The sequence below is a fragment of the Peribacillus sp. N1 genome (assembly GCF_054600815.1).
Genome location: NZ_BAAHZO010000003.1, coordinates 323,065 through 341,000 on the forward strand (window position 1 = coordinate 323,065; position 17,936 = coordinate 341,000).

Here is a 17,936-nt window from a genome sequence, read left to right on the forward strand (position 1 = left end):
AAATTACACAGACCTTCCTAAAAACACTTTTTCTACGACACGGCGTGAAGCCTGGCCATCCTCGAGTGCACAAAACCGCTCGTGAAAATGATTGATATCATTGGTATTTTCATATTTCATCGTCTTGATACTATCAATGACCGCATCAGATGTTTTGACTAACAAACCAGGTGCACTCTTTTCGAAATCAAAGTAAAAACCGCGAAGCTTGTCCCTGTAATTTTCAATATCATATACATAGAAAAGCATCGGACGCTGTAAATTTGCGTAATCAAAGAATACGGAGGAATAATCAGTTATTAATAAATCCGAAATAAGATACAAATGACTAATATCTTCGTAACTGGATAAATCATAAGCGAATCCTTGATACGCCGATAAATCCAAGTTCTCGGAAACCAAGTAATGAAGACGGAGCAAAATGACATACTCCTCCCCCAATTCCTGTTTCATTCGATTCAGATCGAGTTTTATTTCAAACTTATATTTTCCCTTGCTATAAAACTCATCGTCCCTCCAAGTTGGTGCATATAAAACGATCCTTTTCTCTATTGGTATACCCAACTTCTGTTTCAATGAGTCGATTGTATCACGATTATTCCCATTGTAAAGTATATCATTGCGAGGATAACCGGTTTCCAGAATTTTAGCAGTATCGACATTGAAGGCACGTGCAAAAATTTCACTTGAATAAGCGTTCGGTGAAATTAAATAATCCCATTTACTTGATTCGGCATGGAAATTTTCTTTATATTTATCCGTCGTTGTTCCAGGCATATGAACCTCATTCATATCCGCCGCAAGTTTCTTTAATGGAGTACCATGCCACGTTTGCAGATAGATCGTGTGCTTCGGCTTCGGAATCCAAAGCGGGAGCCTGCTGTTCGTTACCCAATACTGGGCTCTTGTCATTTTGAGCAACCAACTAAATGAAAAGCGATTGAGATATGGGATGCCTGCCTCTTCGAAATGAGCTGTATATCTTTTATCTACGCTCCAATACATTTTATATTCAGGATGGTTACTCTGCAAGTATTCATAAATCGCCCGGGGATTGCAGCTATACTGCTTGCCCAAAAAGCTCTCAAAAATAACCAGCTTCCGGTCCACTGGCAATACTGTCCCCACCAATGCAAAGGCCATTTTATATCCTCTTAAAATAATTGCTTTAGCCTTATTTTTAACTAGCGATAGAAAGGAAGGTCTCTTTGAGGTTTGTATTTTTTCATTTGACATATCCGATCTCCCTTTTTATTGATTAATGATAAGTGAACCATGTTAATAAATCGAATTAAAAATAAGCTCGCCCAATAGAAGGGAGAGCTTATTTTTGGTGTGCTTCTAACAGCTACTCCAAAGACTTTATTGCCAGTCCCAAATTATTTGCCACTGTTGTATAAAACTCCACATTTTTCTTATTATACGTCATCTTATTTTTCAGGATCCTTTTAATATTCACCAATTGATAATCATTGTAGCGAATGAACAACGTAAATAAGGACTTTTCCATTTTATCAATTTCATCCAATGAAACAGTGAAATGGCCTCTATTACCTTCTATTTGAACTCCGCAATTGATTTCATTGTCGATTCTTGTCCTATCACGTATCAATACAGAATCTATGTTGTTTATATCATCACCATAAATCTCAAACCTTTGGTGGTAGACATTATCCATAATATAAGAATCCAGTGCACGGGCAAGCATCGGTATCCTGACAAAGCGATATTCACCTTCCAGAAATGGAAGTTCGTAATAAGGTAAACCATCTTTTATATGATATTTTTTATTGGAATCTCGCTTTAACCATTCAAACAACTTTATGAAATCATCAACACGATCCTCCATGAATAATTCAAGTGCCAATTTATAAATAGGTACTTTAAATTCATTCTTGAAGTCATATGACAAGTTTTTCGCTGTTTCGACAGCTTCCTTTAATATTTCTATAAAATCTTCTTTATTCTTGGCTTTCACAAAGGTTTGACTGTCGAACGTTTTTACAATATCGTACTCATAAATCCGGTTAAGAGCCACCTTTTTCAATTCAATGGCAATATCCTTGGATTGAATATACTTTATTATTTCAATATCCGCTTTCCTTTTGTCCAACACATTCGTGACACGTGTTAAAGAAGAGGGGTTTTCAGACGTTCTATTGACATAATAAATAGGTTTTTTAGTAGTTGATACTGCTCTAACTTTAAAGAAAACATCAGTAAAAAACCATTTATCCTCACCGAATTTCATATTCGGAAAACCAATTTCATTTTCTTTAACCATAGGCAGATTCATCATCCTTGCCGTTGGACCCATATGATAAAAAAAGTGCGGAACATCCAGAGGGGTGATGCTTCTTCTTTCTTTAATGGAAGCAAACTCACCGATGACGCTCTCTGACCCGGATTCTACTTTTACCGTTTTGCCCACCACATAATCATCACCGGTTTCCTCCAGGATGTTATAGAGGCTTTCCAATCCATCATGTGCAAGCCAGTCATCCGCGTCTAAAAAAGTTATATATTTGGATGTTCCCAATTCTATTCCAATGTTTCTCGGAGTCCCGGGTGACCCATTATTTTCTTGAAGGGTAACTGAACAGATATTCTTATATTTGGCTGCATACTCTTGAATGATTTTATTGGTGCCATCTGTCGAACAATCATCAATAATGATGTATTCAATCTGATCAATACCGATGGTTTGATTGATTACTGATTCAATCGTTTTTCTGATGAATTTTTCAGCATTATATGCAGCAGTGACTACCGTGACTTTTTTTTCTTTTCCTAAAAATTTATTTCTTAAGCTTACAGGACTATTTTTCAATTGAATATTACCGCTCTTTAAAAGTTCCCTCGCTTTTTGACGTACCAAGAAATTCATACGATTCCTCTCTCCTTTTATGTCTAGAGGTAACATAGACGTTTCGACTTGGGCAGCCAAATTCACCAGTTACTTAAGCAACAATACCCTTTATTTTAGGAATCAATCATTAAAAAATTTATCCACGATTCTCCGGGTAGCTTTACCGTCCTCTATTCCACAATACTTCTCTCTAAATAAACCATATCTTTCTTTATATTGCATGTTTATATCATCGATATTGGTAATAGTTTCGATAATCTCCTCAGTTGTACTTAAAAATGGACCTGGTGCTTCCTTTTCAAAATCCATATAGAATCCACGGATGTTATCTCGGTAATCTTCCAAATCATAAGTGTAGTACAAAATCGGCCGAGCAGTATTAGCAAAATCGAACATTACTGAAGAATAATCCGTGATCAATATATCAGAAATCAGGTAAAGTTCCTGAATATCTGAATAATTGGATACATTTATCACGAAATCCTCAAATTCACTCGGGATGCTTAGATTATTACTTATAACAACATGCATCCTTAACAACAGGATATATTCATCCCCTAATTCTTCCTTCATTCTTTCCAAATCAAATTTCAGTTCGAAAATGAATTTATTGTTTTTTGAAGTTTGATTATCCCGGAATGTAGGAGCATATAAGATGACTTTTTTTCCTTTTGGTATCTTCAGTTTTTCCATCACTGACTTGGAAATCATTGAAGCATCTTCCCTGTAAAACAAATCATTTCTTGGATATCCCGTTTCTAAAATTTCCCCTTCATACTTGAAAGCGCTTCTGAATGCATTGGATGCGTATGGACTTGGTGATATTAAATAATCCCAAGTTCTCGTTGCACCATGCACTCGATCTAAGTACCCATCGTCTCTTCCCTGAATATTATCTATATCAAATAGCATTTTTTTCAAAGGGGTACCATGCCAAGTCTGGATATATGTCGTTTCCTTCCTTTTGCTTAAATAGGTAGGGAAGTTTTGATTATTTATCCAATAACCTGCTTTGGCTAAATAATAATAGTATTCCGGACTTAAGCGTTTAATCAGCTTTGTGTTCTTACCTTTTATTGGTAAATTACCATTATACACCCAAACTTTTTTATATTTATTATCCCTTTTGACCAGTTCTTCATAAATATACTTCGGGCTATCGGCGAATTGCTTCCCTATCCCACTTTCAAAAAGAATAAGGTTCCGGTCAACCGGGATAACCTTGGACATGATTTTATAAACCTTTTTCATGACAGGGAAATACTTATCACTTTTCCTGAACCGATTCATAATGAGTTTCGATATCGGATGGTTATATAATTTAATTATTGAATTTTGATCTTTTTCTGCATTTTGAATCACTTCGAATATCCTTGAATTAGAATGGACATCGCGATATTTAATAAAACGATTGGCCTTATCCATATACTTTTTCTTCATGACAAAATCAGTGTTGGCATATTCGGCTAATACACCTAACAATTCATCCAATTCATCAACGATTTCACCCGGAAGATCGTTATCCAAATCCAAATGTGACGGTCTTTTCCCTATGAAACGGTCTCTATCAAATTGATAGTAAATTACCGGTTTATGCAGGAAACTAAAATCAAACGCTACACTTGAATAGTCCGTGATCATAATCGCGCTTTCCTTAATTAATCTTTGGACATCCACTTCACCCTGACTGATCACCCTGACAGGGGCATCCTTGAAATAAGACGTGAACTTCTGCATATTAGGGTGAAGGCAAAAAATGATTTCGAATCCATTGTTTTTAGATAACTCATGTAAAACCGGGTGATTCACTAATTTCTGATACCTTTCAAAATACTCGCTTTCCAAAAAGATTTCATCGGATGTAATCCAATCTCTCCATGTTGGAATGATCAATAATTGCCGCTTAGTTAAAACATCATCCTTGAACAGCGAGTCGAACCTCGAAAGTCCCGTCGTGAATACTTCTTTTTCGTTGTATCCAAAATCTGTTACAATCATATCCTTTTCGAAATCTGAACTTACCAGAAAAACATCCGTACTAAAGCCTGAGACTGCATTTTTCCCGTAGTTTGCCACCATATTCTTCGTGCCCATAACACCATGTTGAAGAAATACCTTAACTCCCTTAACACGATTTTTAAATTCAGAAGTTCTTAAAGGATATAAATAATCCGGATGATGTGATGAAATGATACGGGTCGATTCCATAGTCTTTTTAATATGATCCTTTGATTTGAAATAAAGTATATTTCCAAAGGGCTCGACGTTCTTGGCTTCCACTGAATTTTCTTCTATTACATAATACACTTCTTTTTCTGGGTGATTTTCCCTCATATATTTAAAAAAGTGATATCCGGTATCCTGGGCTTTATACGTTCTTTCTCCAATTAGCCAGACATCCTTTTTCTTTTTAAATAAGGCCAAAAACCGCCTCCACCCCATCATCCTTTTTAAATATCGATAACTTTCCGTAGAGAAGTTAAACACTTCCAATGATAAATTGGATGCTTTAAAGGTATAGTATGGATTGACGATAGCAACTCCATTATTCGAGCTGACATCGGTCTCTTTAGTAAATAATTTAGTTCTGGTGGTTGGTCTTCCGACGCGTACCATTTTCGGCTCTTCCTGATCATGCAAATGTAATTTCATGTAAATGTCATATACATCATCTTCCAAATCCGCACTGACTAATTGTTCTAAATCCACTCTCAAATCATATATATAACGATTCAGTCCATATTTCTTAATATTCATTTCCTTATTATGAATAAAAGAGATATTTGCCTGATATTCTTTGTCACTTTGTCTTCCTTTTACAAGGCCCTCACCTTTTATGATCCTTGAATGCTTGGTGAAAATTTGACCATTAATTTGCATGGCCTTCGATTTGCTTTTGATTTTTTCAATTTGAGACTTAATCGAAATTTTAGGGGTTTTATTGAAGTAAAGAGATAAATTCCCTTTATTTGTTATAGAGAATATACTTTGTTTATCTTCATAGTTATAAATACTCAAATTGTTCATGTGCGTTTCCTGGAAACGCCCTAGACGAATTGGATATTCGATATTAACCTGTTCGTTCTCTTCTACATATTCAGCTTTATGCTCGATACTAAGTATCGCTTTTTTGCTCAGCTTTTCAACTGGAACGGAAACCTTTATATAACAGTCATAAACAGTCGGTTCATCACCGTCTAATTTCCGCATTAAATCTTTCAAATCTACTTTAAACTCAAATTTAGATGAACTCACCGACTCAGCTATTTTTATTTTTTGATCTTCGTAATCCCTAGAATATAACCATAGTTCTTTTGCGCAATAATGTTCTATTGAAAATTCACCTTTTATCAACAGTGTATCTTTCTCTTGCGCAATGGTCAGAACTTGTTTCAGCTTAATTTTAGGAGTTTTTTTTGCTTTCCCTTTTCCAAGAAGCTTTTTAATCATTTTAGACCACCTATTACAAATTATTTAAATAAAAACGAATCATTCAATGTACTTTAAAATCATAAACTTTTTTAGGTTTTTCCTCAATATCATTAACAGACAGGCGAACTGCCCATATATTTACTATAAATCCTCTAATGAACAAAAAAGACAATATTGGTTAGTACATAGTCGAAAACAAACATACTAAAACTTAAAAAAATTCGTAAATATAAGACTTCCAAGGAAGTACTGCCGTTCTTCCATGTTGCCAGAATGGAAAGGGAATAGCAAAAACAATTCTCTTAATTGCAAAGAAGTCTTCATGACATCAAAGTTAACGCTTTCAAATCAATACTTGCACTTCATTAATTGGATACTTAAAAAATGTTAGGCGATAGATTTATGGCTAATATATGCCCATCATCTGTCCTTCATACAATTCTGTCGCTTCACCTTCACTATTAGAAAACAGGGATTAATGAAGCTCCTCTAGTTGTTCTCTCCTAAACGTGGTAAAATTGTGAATGGCTTATTCTGATTGCAGCAAGAATAATAATTTTTCTTATCAATCGTTCATCAGCTTACTTTAAGTAAAGTGAAGAGAAATTATTTTTAAATACCATTCAGTATAAACCATACATTCATATAGACACCTTATTATGCCCTACAAAATAGTCAACATTTAATTTTAGCTTAAAAAATAATATTTACAATAATCATCAATGTAAAAATTGTGGTTTATTTGTAAAAAAATTGTGGTTTATTTGTAAAGCTATTAAGTTATAATTAGTTAGAGAATGTCATTGCCTAAAAATATAGGAAAACAACAAGCAGAAATTTAAATGCTAGTTGCCTGTTTTATTGTTCCATTTCATATTCTGTTTTATTGTTCCATTTCATATTCTAATAGACCAAATATATATTAATTTGATTGAATAACAGTTTAAGAGTCTTAAAGGAGGAATAAAGATGAAGAAAGTAATCACTTACGGAACCTTTGATTTGCTTCATTGGGGTCATATCAATCTATTAAAACGCGCTAAAGATTTAGGGGATTATCTGATCGTTGCCATTTCCACGGATGAATTCAATGCTTTAAAAGATAAAAAAGCTTATCATAGTTTTGAAAACAGAAAAATGATCCTTGAATCAATCCGCTATGTGGATGAAGTCATACCGGAAGACAATTGGGAACAAAAGAGGGAAGACATCGTTCGTGAAGGTGTAGATATCTTTGTAATGGGCGATGACTGGAAAGGCCAATTCGATGAATTATCCGAAGTTTGTGAAGTGGTCTACCTTCCAAGAACTATCGGCATTTCGACTTCCCAAATTAAAGATGACCTTTTACAAGTTACTAATGGCTAAAGAATTCGCGATAGGGATTTATCTTTTTTGTTTCAAAGTTTTATTCTCTATCTTTAAACTTTTCCCTTTATATGACAAAACGACCTTTGTCACATCATTCGGGGACAATTGCCAATATATCGCAGATGAAATGGACAAGCAGGACATTTCCGTTCAAAAAATATTTTTAATGAAATCGAGCAGTTCCATGCAAGTTAAGGACGATGGGGAAACCATCGTCCTTCCGTTTGAATCAAAAAATATCATGGCCATGATCCGATCGATTTATCATCTGGCTACATCAAAATGGATCATCATCGATAATTATTTTGGCTTTCTTTCAGCCATTGCATTCAAAAAGCAAGTGACATGTGTCCAAGTGTGGCATGCAGCCGGTGCCGTTAAGCAATTCGGGGCAAAAGACCCTTCCATTCAAAACCGCTCAGCCGGTGCAAGGAAAAGATTTTTTGAGGTATATAACAAATTCGATTATGTTACGGCAGGTTCAGAGAGAATGGCCGAGATTTTTCAAGAAAGTTTTCAACTGCCGGCATCGCATATCCTAAGGACAGGGATACCTCGGACCGATTTCTTTTTCAATGATGAATCAAAAAGAAATGCCCGCAATTCTTTGCTGGACAGGTATCCAGAACTTGAGCATAAGAAAATCATGCTGTATGCCCCTACATTCCGTAATGACGGTTTGAACAGCGGAGAGATTGCACTTGATTTGGAATTGCTCTACAAGGAACTTCAGGGCGAAAATTATGCGTTATTACTAAAACTGCATCCAGCAGTTAAAGCAGAGCATGATTTACAAGATAAATTCCCGGGATTCATTTATCCTGTCGATAGTGAATTTCACGTTAACCAACTGCTTATCAGTACGGATCTTTTAATAACCGATTACTCATCGATACCATTTGAATTCTCTTTCTTGGAAAGACCCATGATATTCTTTGCATATGACTTAGAAAAGTATGTGCAGGAACGGGGATTCTGGGAGGATTACTCCTCTTCCATGCCCGGACCCGTGGTATCTACCACAGTAGAGCTCTTAAAGAAAATCCGTGCCGCCGATCATTCATTACTGAAGATCGCTTCCTTTAACCAAAAATGGAATGAATACTCCACAGGAAATTCAAGCAGGAATTTAGTTGATTTCCTTTTTAAATAAAAAACCCACTTCGTTTTACGAAGTGGGTTTTCATTTTTTAAACGGAAATGCGCATCCAAAAACAGGGTTATTTTTACATATAATTACAAAAGAAAACGCAAAACCCCTCAATGTGAAAAAAGACTCACAATATAGAAAATATTGTAGATTACATTACTCAAAGTTCGCCAATATAAACCAGTAAAATACTACTATTTTCCCCTTGTAACAAAAATGTAATATGTTTAAACCTGTTTATTTTGTTAGAATAGGGAAAAAGACATATTAGAGGTGGAAAATTGTGAAAAAAAGTGTTGTCGCATTTTCGACATTAGCCATTTTATCTTCGACTTTTGTTTCTCCTGCCCTTGCCGGTACATATACTGTCAAAAGCGGTGATAACTTAAGTAAAATCGCCCAGAAGCATCATACGACGGTAAAAGACTTAAAACAGCTTAATAACTTAAAATCAGACTTTTTGAAAATCAATCAAAAATTAATTACACCCAACTCCAAAACAACATCCAATGCTTCTTCAGTTTCCGTGAAAAAAACAAAGAAAACCACATATACCATTGTTTCAGGTGACACCTTAACCAGGATAGCAAACAAGCATAACCTTACACTTGCTGAATTGATGAAACTGAATAACTTAAAATCCGATAGAATTTATGCAGGTAACAAACTTATCGTATCTAAATCAACCACTACCACTACCATTGATTTACCCGGCAGCTCCAAACCATCCAATGTTACACAGACCCCAGTCAATTCGTCTACATACATTGTGGTAAAAGGTGACACTCTTTCCAAGATATCCAGAAAAACCAACTTGACTGTAACTCAGCTTAAATCAATCAACTCTTTAAAGTCCGATTTAATCAGAGTGGGTCAAAAGCTAAAACTAAGTAAATCGGCAAGTACTGCCCCAGCGGATAAAAACGATGAGGGAAAAGTGGAAGCCCCAAGTTCGGGGAACAAAGTGGCCAAGCTCGTTTCCGAAGCAAAAAAATTAATTGGTACACCATATTCGTGGGCGGGTTCCTCCCCATCAGGTTTCGATTGCAGCGGATTCATTTACTATACATTCAAGAAGGCTGGGTATGACGTGCCGAGGCTTTCATCTTCCACATATTATGATATGGGTAAAAAGGTTACTTCACCGAAAAGCGGCGATCTTATATTCTTTGCAACGGGTTCCAATAAATCAGTGATAAGCCATATGGGAATCTACTTGGGCGGCGGGGAATTCATTCATGCCTCATCAAGCAAGGGAGTAACAATCAGTACTACTTCAAACTCTTATTTCAAGAGTAAAATCATCGGTTATAGAAGTCTATAAGATTTAATTGCCAGACTTTCCCTTGAAGTCTGGCAATTTCATGTAAAAGAATCATAGCATCCTTTTCAGAGGTTACTATTAACGAAACATTCTAATGTTGTACTAACGAAGGAATTCGGTTTCTCTGGAATCCTTCGTTTTTTTGGATGAAAAAAGGTAAATATGTACTCTAAGTACAAAAAGAAACTATTCTATTTTTGACAAAAAAAAGGTATAGTTAAAAATACCGACTAGGTACTTTTTCACACCTTCCATTTTGTGGGATGGTTAAGGGAGGAATATAAAATGAGATCCGAACATAAAAAAAAGAAAAAGAAACGCAAAACGTTTAAAATAATCGGCTTCACCCTTTTAATCCTTTTCATTGGCGCAGGTGTTTATAGCGCTTCAGTTTATCAATCATTAGCTGGTGCGATCAGCACTATGCAGGGGACAGCCCATAAAACGGATAAACGGGTAGAGGACATCAAGTTCAAGAGCAAAGATCCATTTTCATTGCTGATTCTTGGTGTGGATGAAAGAGAAAATGACTCAGGTCGATCAGATACGATGATTGTCATGACGGTTAATCCTAAAAAAGAATCGATCGAGTTATTGAGTTTACCGAGGGATACGCGTACAGAGATCATCGGTAAAGGTATAAATGATAAAATGAACCATGCCTATGCATATGGCGGAGTTGCCATGTCGATAAATACAGTGGAAGCCTATTTGGATATTCCGATTGATTATTACGTCAAAATGAATATGGAAGGCTTTCAGGATATTGTGAATGCTGTTGGTGGCGTCACAGTCGATAATGATATGGACCTTGCCTATAAAGGCTATACTTTCAATAAAGGCACAATAGACTTAAATGGTAAAGAGGCCTTGATTTATTCCCGAATCCGTAAGGAAGATCCCCGCGGGGATTATGGACGGCAAATGCGGCAACGCCAGGTTATCCAAGCTGTCATGAAAAAAGGGTCAAGCCTATCGACACTTACCAATTATGACGATATATTCGAAGCTTTAGGTAAAAACGTGGAAACCAATTTAAGTTTCAATGAAATGTTGAGCATCCAAAATAACTACAAATCATCCCTCAAAAATATTGAACAATATACACTTGAAGGTGACAATCAACGGGTAGATGGCGTTTGGTACAACATCGTTCCGGAAGATACAAAGCTTGAAGCCCAAAATCGTGTGAAAACGCATTTGGGATTATAAGAAAAAAGAGGATGGCTTTTATCAGTCATCCTCTTTTTTTTCACCTTTTTTCTCTTCCTTCATTTGTTTAAAGTAATCAGAGCGTATCACTTGATCACTCAGATCAATCTCCTTTTGGTCTTCAGGTGAAAATTCTTCGACCTTACCTTCCCCATTTATTTTCATTTGAGTACCATAATCCCCTTTTAATATCAAAGCATCACCATTTTCGCCATTCAGCATACTCTCTCCAAAGTATGAAGAACTCTTAATATTGAACAGATCATATAGAGTTGGTAAAATATCGATTTGGCCCGCTACCTTATCAATCGTTCTCCCTTTCATATCCTCCTGATAAATGATCACAGGAATGGGCATATATTTTTCAATCCACTCTTCATCGCTAATTTTACTACCGTAATACGCTTCTACCTCGTGTTTATCTTTTAAAAATAGCCCATCATGATCTCCGTAAATGACAATCACGCTGTCTTTCAATTTCCCGTCATCCTTCAACCTCTTTACGAAATCCCCGATGGCTGAATCTGTATAATGAATTGCTTCAAAATATTTAGTCAGGTAACTGTTCTCTTTTCCAACTTCAGACTTCAATGTTATCTGTTCCTTTGGCAGTGAAAAAGGTACATGGCTGGTCAATGTAACGAAAAAAGCGTAATAGGGATTTTGTTTATCTTTTAGGAAATCATAGCTTTGATTGAAGAAACTGCGGTCTCCCAACCCCATCGAAATCATCTCATCTTGCGACATATCCTCTATGGAAAGGTAGTCATCAAACCCTAGCGAGGGATATGCATGCTGCCTATTCCAAAAGTCTTCTTCATCTCCGTGGAAAGCAAAACTTTGATAATCCGACTTTTTTAATTCCTTAGCAAGACCCGGAAAATCATTATATGGGAATCGAAAAAAGGTCGCACCCTGCTTTAAAGGAAATAATCCGGTATTCACGATAAGCTCTCCGTCAGATGAATTCCCAAATACCGTCTGCGGATAAACATGGGGGAAGTACAACCCACCTTTCGCCAGTTCATTCATGAATGGAGTGACCTCCTGCCCGGCAGTGCTTTGAAAGAGCGGAAACGCCTGTAAAGATTCCACCTGGATGATAATGAGATTCTTCCCCTCCAAGGAGCCTGAATGCCCGTTTCCCTTTCTTTTCTTTTTATTGAAGTAATCAGAAACGGCCATCTTTTCTTGTGAAGACATTCCAGGCCTTCCCGAGTCAGTAAAGTAGGCATACGTATCCAATGCGTGATGACCGATCGGGCCCCAGTTTCGCAAGAAGGTATTTGCCTCATAACGCCTGGTTATATCTACTTTGTCGATAAAGATGTTCTTGACCGGCTTCAAACCTGCTATCATCAGGAATATTAAGGCCGGGACGAGTGCCATATGCTTGAGGGGGTATTTTTTCTTCACAAAAGACTCAGCAATTGGAATGCCTGCCAGAAGAAAGATTGCATCCTTCATTTCCATCATACTGAATATACTTTCACCAAGCCCATTCAGGTTGCTTTTTTGCATCCACATATAGGATGTTATAGGTGTCGAATAATAACGGTAAAACCAGATGTCCCCAAGGAAAAAGACCATGATCGAAAGAAGGAAAACTGAAAAAATGATGCCCTTTACGATTTGATTCGGTATCCATTCCTTCAGATAAACAATAAAACCGGCAACACCGATGATTATCGTAATTATCCCAATAGAAAGATCGTTACCCATCCTATCATTCGTATAAATGAAAAGCATGGCCACGATTGAGAATGACAATAACTCAAATAGTCTCTCCTTCAATCGTTGATTACGGTTATTCTTCATGCTCCTGCCACTTTCCTCTTCATTATTTCCAAGCCTTAGTTAAGCCTGATTGCGGAAGATTACTTATAAATATTACTTAGCGTTGCCATTTATGAGAAATTGCACACAGAAAACGGCATAAATATTTGGCACTAATGACTTCCTTTATAAACAAAAAGCCTTCATCACTAACAGGATGAGGGCTTTGCTTTGGATCTCCGGCAAAATAGCTGCCGGTTGACGCTAGACTCATGCGGGTACTTCCCTATTTTCTCTTCCATTCGAAAGCAATCTTCCAACCTTCATCAGGAATCGATTCCACCAACATATCCCCTTCCTCGAATAAGAAACGCCAGGGGATGCTTGAAAGTGCTGGAAGCTCACCAAGCTCTGAAAGATCGAATGCCTTTTTTGCGAGGAATTTTCCATCTCCATCAACTAACAGTAAATCCACGATATCAAAACTGACAGCTTTTCCTATTGAATTTCGTAGAAAAGCCTCTATGATTACATCATCTTCCACCCTAGTCAGCTTGATGCCGGATAATGAAATTTGGTTCGGTTTTAATGCAGGAAGCCTTTGATGGTGGAATTTATATACATATTCCTCTTGCTTGGAAACTTCCCACCCCTTGTGAAACATCAAGGAAGTATTAACGGTGTCATCCTGATCTGATAACTTTTGTGTATTATCCCTTTTTTCAAATAAACTCATCACTCCTCACCCTCCAAAGCAGCTTCATCTTCCTGATTGCCATTCATATATTCCATAAAGCGGATGCTTATCTCCGACTCAATTTTACTTAATAGAAGGTTAAATTGATTGCGAGCTTCTTTTTCAAACAACGTATATGGGTCCTGCTGACCGTATCCGCTTAAACCAACGCCTTCCTTCACACTGTTCATTTGATCCAGGTGGTTCATCCAATTTGTATCGATATGCTGCAGCATGAAAGCGCGCAACTGGTTTCCCCATTCTGCATCGTCCTGAAAGATCACCAATCTCGATTCCAATTCACCAAAAGCATCCAACGCTTTTCCTTGGATCTGGCCATCTAAATACTGCAAATCACTTGCCTGCCAACCTAACGCCTGGAAAACAGGGGAAAGCTCTTCAATTAAGGCAGAGGAATCAGGTTCCATCTTATGTTCAGGGGAATATTTCACTGTGAGCCGAGTAATGTATTTTTTGATATATTCAAGTAAAATGGCCGACATCCGTTCAGGCTCCATTTCAAGAATACGATCTCTCATTGCATAGATGATTTTACTCTGCTCATTTAATGCATGCTCTAACTTCAATAAATGGTAACGGCTTGATTGATGCATTTGCTCTACCGTTTCCTGAACCAATTTAACGAATTTATCGGGTGCAGGGCTCAGCACCAATCCATTTTCATCCGTTTTGATTTTCTTGATATAACGTCCGATTTCTTCTTCATCATAGTAATCAAACAAATCATCTTCCAAAGAAATGATGAATTGTGTTGAACCAGGACCACCCTGCCGGCCGGAACGTCCTCTTAGCTGCATATCGATCCGACGGCTCTCGTGTCGCTCCGTACCGATAATATGAAGGCCGCCCAATTCCTTGACATCATTTCCAAGTATTATATCCGTTCCTCTACCAGCCATGTTCGTAGCCAGCATCACTTGATTTTTTTGCCCGGCATTCGCGATGACTTCCGCTTCATCCTCTTCCGTCTTCGCATTAAGGATTTGATGTTTAATTCTCCCCTTCTCTAGTTGAACCGAAATTTTTTCAGATTGCTCAATGGAGGTCGTCCCGATCAGAATGGGTCTGCCTCCATCATGAATCCGTTTTACTTCCGTGACGATTTTGTTGATTTTGCTTGTTTCATCTTTATAAATCAAATCAACCTCATCAACTCGAATAATAGGCTCATTAGTTGGAATTTCAATGACTGGGAGCTGATATATTTCCCAGAATTCAGACTTGGATGGCATGGCACTGCCTGTCATCCCAGACATTGAATGATATAATCGAAAATAATTTTGGACAGTAATCATAGCCTGTGTTTCATTCTCTTCGGAAATCTCCAAGCCCTCTTTTGCCTCAATCGCTTGATGAAGCCCTTCACTGAAACTTCGCCCTTCCATCACCCTGCCTGTGAATTTATCGATGATTGCAATCTTTTCATCGACGACAATGTAGTCGACATCCAATTTCATGATTGCATGGGCTTTTAGCGCCTGTGTAACATTATGTAATAGCTCTTGATGCTCCATTCCATACAGATTGTCGATACCAAAGGCCGCTTCAATCCTGGAAGCCCCTTGATCCGTGAAAAAGACGGACTTTGAATCGATGTAAATCTCGTAATCCTCATTTTCTACAAATGACTTCATGATTTGTGCCGTGATCTGGTGAAGCTCGGTTCCGTCGCTTGCCCTGCCCGCAATGATTAATGGTGTCCTCGCTTCATCAATCAAGATGCTGTCAATCTCATCGACAATGGCAAATCGGTGTCCTCTTTGAACCTTGTCTTCTTTTCGGTAGACCATATTATCACGCAAATAATCAAAACCGAACTCTGTTGCCGTCCCATATGTGATATCTGCGGCATACGCATTACGTTTTGCAGAAGTCCCCATTTGGGAAATGTTCAAACCAACCGTCAGTCCTAGATATTCTAGAATTTTTCCCATCAACTCTTTATCACGTCTGGCCAAATATTCATTGGCCGTAATAATATGCACACCATTACCGTACAGTGCATGTAAATAGCTAGGCAAAGTGGAGACAAGCGTCTTCCCCTCGCCCGTATTCATTTGTGCAATGCCCCCTTCACTCAGGACAAAACCGCCTGCAATCTGAACATCATGGTGCCTAAGATTCAATACTCGCTTGGAAGCCTCCCTCACGACCGCAAAAGCTTCGGCTTGTATATCCAATATATTGTCACCAGCATCCAATACGCTTTTAAATTTATCCTTCATTCCGCTTAATTCCAGATCTGAATATCTTTCATATTTACCCTCTAGCCGATTCACTTCTTCTACCAACTTATAAATTCTCTTCAAGTCTTTAGAACCTTCTTTGAAGAACTTTTTCATACTGGATAGCATAGGGTTCTCTCTCCCATTATTTGAATTGACCTTTAGTGAAATTATATCAGTTAAGTATTTACTGTTTATAAATTATCAACTTCATATTGTAATTATATAGAAATTCTTTCTTTTTTTGAAAGATAAATTACGCAAAAACCGACTGGTTGCCGGTAACAGTGCTAAAAAGATTAGCTCCATCCTGAATATCAGGGAGGGGTTTTTTTATCGATTTAGACAAATAATAGGAAGACTTTCACCCAATGGAGGATTACAGATGAATAAAAAATCCAGACATAAACCACATCGCTTTGGATTATGCGTTCTTATGATTTGTTTTATTTGCATGAGCTCCCCTATTCAAGCAGAATCAAAAAATACCCCCAAGAATGTCATATTGCTGATTGGCGACGGCATGGGGTTAGGGGCGATAGAAATTGCCCGGCAATTGGAATATGGAAAGACAGGTGCACTGCATTTGGAAAAACTGGAGCATGTTGCCCTGATGCGCACGTATTCCGCCAATAAATACGTCACTGACTCGGCAGCAGGAGGATCCGCGATTGCCACTGGTATAAAAACGAACAATGAATCGATCGGAGTCGATGCCAATGGTTCAGAGGTCGATAGTGTATTGGATGCCTTTCAGAACAATGGAAAAAAAGTCGGGATCATCTCAACCAATATGGTAGTCGATGCCACCCCCGCTGCCTTTGGTGCAAGTGTTCCTAACCGCTGGACAGGCGGCGCAAATATCGCGAGGCAGCTCTTTGATAACCGGATCGACGTCATCCTCGGCGGAGGTGCCAGCTATTTCGAGGCGGATAAGCAGAAAGGCGAGGATTTAATCGGTAAATTTAAACAAGCTGGCTATGGGATTACGACGACTAAAGAAGAACTTAGTTCCATAAATAAACCGGAAAAACTTTTAGGGTTATTTCACCCTACCTATATGAATTTTAAACTGGATAAAGAAGTATTACATTCTCAAGAGCCATCTCTAACCGAAATGACATCCAAAGCGTTGGATATTTTATCACGGGGTGATAAGGGATTTTTCTTGATGGCCGAAGGTGCGCGTATTGACCATATGGAGCATGCAGCCGATATCACTGGAATATGGAAAGAAACGATTGAATTTGACCAAACGGTGAAAGAGGTTGTAAATTGGGCAAAAAATCGAAATGATACGTTGATCGTTGTACTTGCAGACCACGAAACAATGGGGACCTCCGCTTCTGAAACAATGGATATCACGGCATTAAAAAAAATCAGGGTTTCATCTGAATATATGTCCAAACAGCTTACATTCGATAAAAATAATGAAATCAATCCAGAAAGCGTCGTTTCCACATTCAAAAAGTATGCACATATATCCCTTACGGATCAGGAAGTCGATCAATTCATCGATAACGTAAGAAAAAATAAAACGCTTGTCTATCCACAGCATCAAATAGATTGGGAAATCGGAAGCACCATCGCCAGGCATTATAAGGCGGGTATAGCTGATCGAAGCATACGGGCGGCCAGTTCCACAGGAGGGCACACAGCCAATATGATTCCCGTTTTCGCTTCGGGTCCAGGCAGTGAAGCCTTTGATGGAGTCATTGAAAATACGGATATTTCGAAAATCATCACAAAAGCCGCCGGTGTTCCGTTCACACCCGGGCAGCATAAAACAAAAGAGGAATGACATCATTACATCCTCTTTT

The 17,936-nt window shown here is 37.8% G+C and carries 11 protein-coding genes and 1 pseudogene; 5 read left to right on the plus strand and 7 right to left on the minus strand.

Translation table 11 applies throughout. The features are described 5' to 3' along the window. Window positions 1-3: 3 nt before the first annotated feature. The 3 genes and pseudogenes from ACYP5M_RS14510 to ACYP5M_RS14520 form a co-directional block, all read right to left on the minus strand. Window positions 4-1,209, minus strand: a pseudogene (locus ACYP5M_RS14510) (CDP-glycerol glycerophosphotransferase family protein); the annotation flags it as partial. 139 nt (window positions 1,210-1,348) lie between these two features. Further along, window positions 1,349-2,887, minus strand: a complete 1,539-nt coding sequence (locus tag ACYP5M_RS14515) for a glycosyltransferase family 2 protein (protein ID WP_459735187.1) — start codon at window positions 2,885-2,887, stop codon at window positions 1,349-1,351. Between the two features lie 102 nt (window positions 2,888-2,989). Beyond that, the gene (locus ACYP5M_RS14520) at window positions 2,990-6,319 is read right to left on the minus strand and encodes a CDP-glycerol glycerophosphotransferase family protein (RefSeq protein ID WP_452444687.1); all 3,330 of its coding nucleotides are present in this window, start codon (window positions 6,317-6,319) and stop codon (window positions 2,990-2,992) included. Window positions 6,320-7,270: 951 nt separating this feature from the next. Here ACYP5M_RS14520 and tagD point away from each other — a divergent pair. The 4 genes from tagD (at window position 7,271) to ACYP5M_RS14540 (ending at window position 11,358) form a co-directional block, all read left to right on the plus strand. Next, window positions 7,271-7,669, plus strand: a complete 399-nt coding sequence (gene tagD, locus ACYP5M_RS14525) for a glycerol-3-phosphate cytidylyltransferase (RefSeq protein ID WP_057278149.1) — start codon at window positions 7,271-7,273, stop codon at window positions 7,667-7,669. Continuing rightward, window positions 7,662-8,825 (plus strand): CDP-glycerol glycerophosphotransferase family protein, encoded by a 1,164-nt coding sequence (locus ACYP5M_RS14530; protein WP_459735188.1) that lies wholly within the window; start codon window positions 7,662-7,664, stop codon window positions 8,823-8,825. Before tagD ends, ACYP5M_RS14530 begins: the two co-directional genes overlap by 8 nt. Before the next feature lie 280 nt (window positions 8,826-9,105). Further along, window positions 9,106-10,146, plus strand: a complete 1,041-nt coding sequence (locus tag ACYP5M_RS14535) for a C40 family peptidase (protein WP_101223785.1) — start codon at window positions 9,106-9,108, stop codon at window positions 10,144-10,146. A 285-nt stretch (window positions 10,147-10,431) separates the two neighbouring features. Beyond that, window positions 10,432-11,358, plus strand: coding sequence for an LCP family glycopolymer transferase (locus ACYP5M_RS14540; protein WP_459735189.1), 927 nt, complete (start codon window positions 10,432-10,434; stop codon window positions 11,356-11,358). A 21-nt stretch (window positions 11,359-11,379) separates the two neighbouring features. On the opposite strand, the gene ACYP5M_RS14545 is transcribed toward ACYP5M_RS14540, so the two are convergent. From ACYP5M_RS14545 to secA, 4 genes are all read right to left on the minus strand, one after another. Further along, complete coding sequence (locus ACYP5M_RS14545) at window positions 11,380-13,176, minus strand: LTA synthase family protein (RefSeq protein ID WP_434168121.1); 1,797 nt, start codon at window positions 13,174-13,176, stop codon at window positions 11,380-11,382. Window positions 13,177-13,252: 76 nt separating this feature from the next. Further along, the gene (locus ACYP5M_RS14550) at window positions 13,253-13,408 is read right to left on the minus strand and encodes a hypothetical protein (RefSeq protein WP_434168122.1); all 156 of its coding nucleotides are present in this window, start codon (window positions 13,406-13,408) and stop codon (window positions 13,253-13,255) included. Between the two features lie 12 nt (window positions 13,409-13,420). Further along, entirely contained in the window at window positions 13,421-13,870 is a 450-nt protein-coding gene (locus ACYP5M_RS14555) for an SLAP domain-containing protein (RefSeq protein ID WP_434169742.1), read from the minus strand. After that, entirely contained in the window at window positions 13,870-16,245 is a 2,376-nt protein-coding gene (secA, locus tag ACYP5M_RS14560; protein ID WP_434168123.1) for a preprotein translocase subunit SecA, read from the minus strand. Before secA ends, ACYP5M_RS14555 begins: the two co-directional genes overlap by 1 nt. 256 nt (window positions 16,246-16,501) lie before the next feature. On the opposite strand from secA, the gene ACYP5M_RS14565 reads away from it, so the two are divergent. Then, window positions 16,502-17,917 carry an alkaline phosphatase gene (locus tag ACYP5M_RS14565; RefSeq protein ID WP_434168124.1) on the plus strand — a complete coding sequence of 472 codons (1,416 nt, stop codon included), beginning with the start codon at window positions 16,502-16,504 and terminating at the stop codon, window positions 17,915-17,917. Window positions 17,918-17,936: the final 19 nt, after the last annotated feature.

Bases quoted from the DNA above. Each gene is read 5' to 3' on its own strand.
- ACYP5M_RS14540 (WP_459735189.1), top strand. From the start codon at position 10,432: ATGAGATCCGAACATAAAAAAAAGAAAAAGAAACGCAAAACGTTTAAA.
- secA (WP_434168123.1), bottom strand. From the start codon at position 16,245: ATGCTATCCAGTATGAAAAAGTTCTTCAAAGAAGGTTCTAAAGACTTG.
- ACYP5M_RS14565 (WP_434168124.1), top strand. From the start codon at position 16,502: ATGAATAAAAAATCCAGACATAAACCACATCGCTTTGGATTATGCGTT.
- ACYP5M_RS14550 (WP_434168122.1), bottom strand. From the start codon at position 13,408: ATGAGTCTAGCGTCAACCGGCAGCTATTTTGCCGGAGATCCAAAGCAA.
- ACYP5M_RS14545 (WP_434168121.1), bottom strand. From the start codon at position 13,176: ATGAAGAATAACCGTAATCAACGATTGAAGGAGAGACTATTTGAGTTA.
- ACYP5M_RS14520 (WP_452444687.1), bottom strand. From the start codon at position 6,319: ATGATTAAAAAGCTTCTTGGAAAAGGGAAAGCAAAAAAAACTCCTAAA.
- ACYP5M_RS14555 (WP_434169742.1), bottom strand. From the start codon at position 13,870: ATGAGTTTATTTGAAAAAAGGGATAATACACAAAAGTTATCAGATCAG.
- tagD (WP_057278149.1), top strand. From the start codon at position 7,271: ATGAAGAAAGTAATCACTTACGGAACCTTTGATTTGCTTCATTGGGGT.
- ACYP5M_RS14530 (WP_459735188.1), top strand. From the start codon at position 7,662: ATGGCTAAAGAATTCGCGATAGGGATTTATCTTTTTTGTTTCAAAGTT.
- ACYP5M_RS14515 (WP_459735187.1), bottom strand. From the start codon at position 2,887: ATGAATTTCTTGGTACGTCAAAAAGCGAGGGAACTTTTAAAGAGCGGT.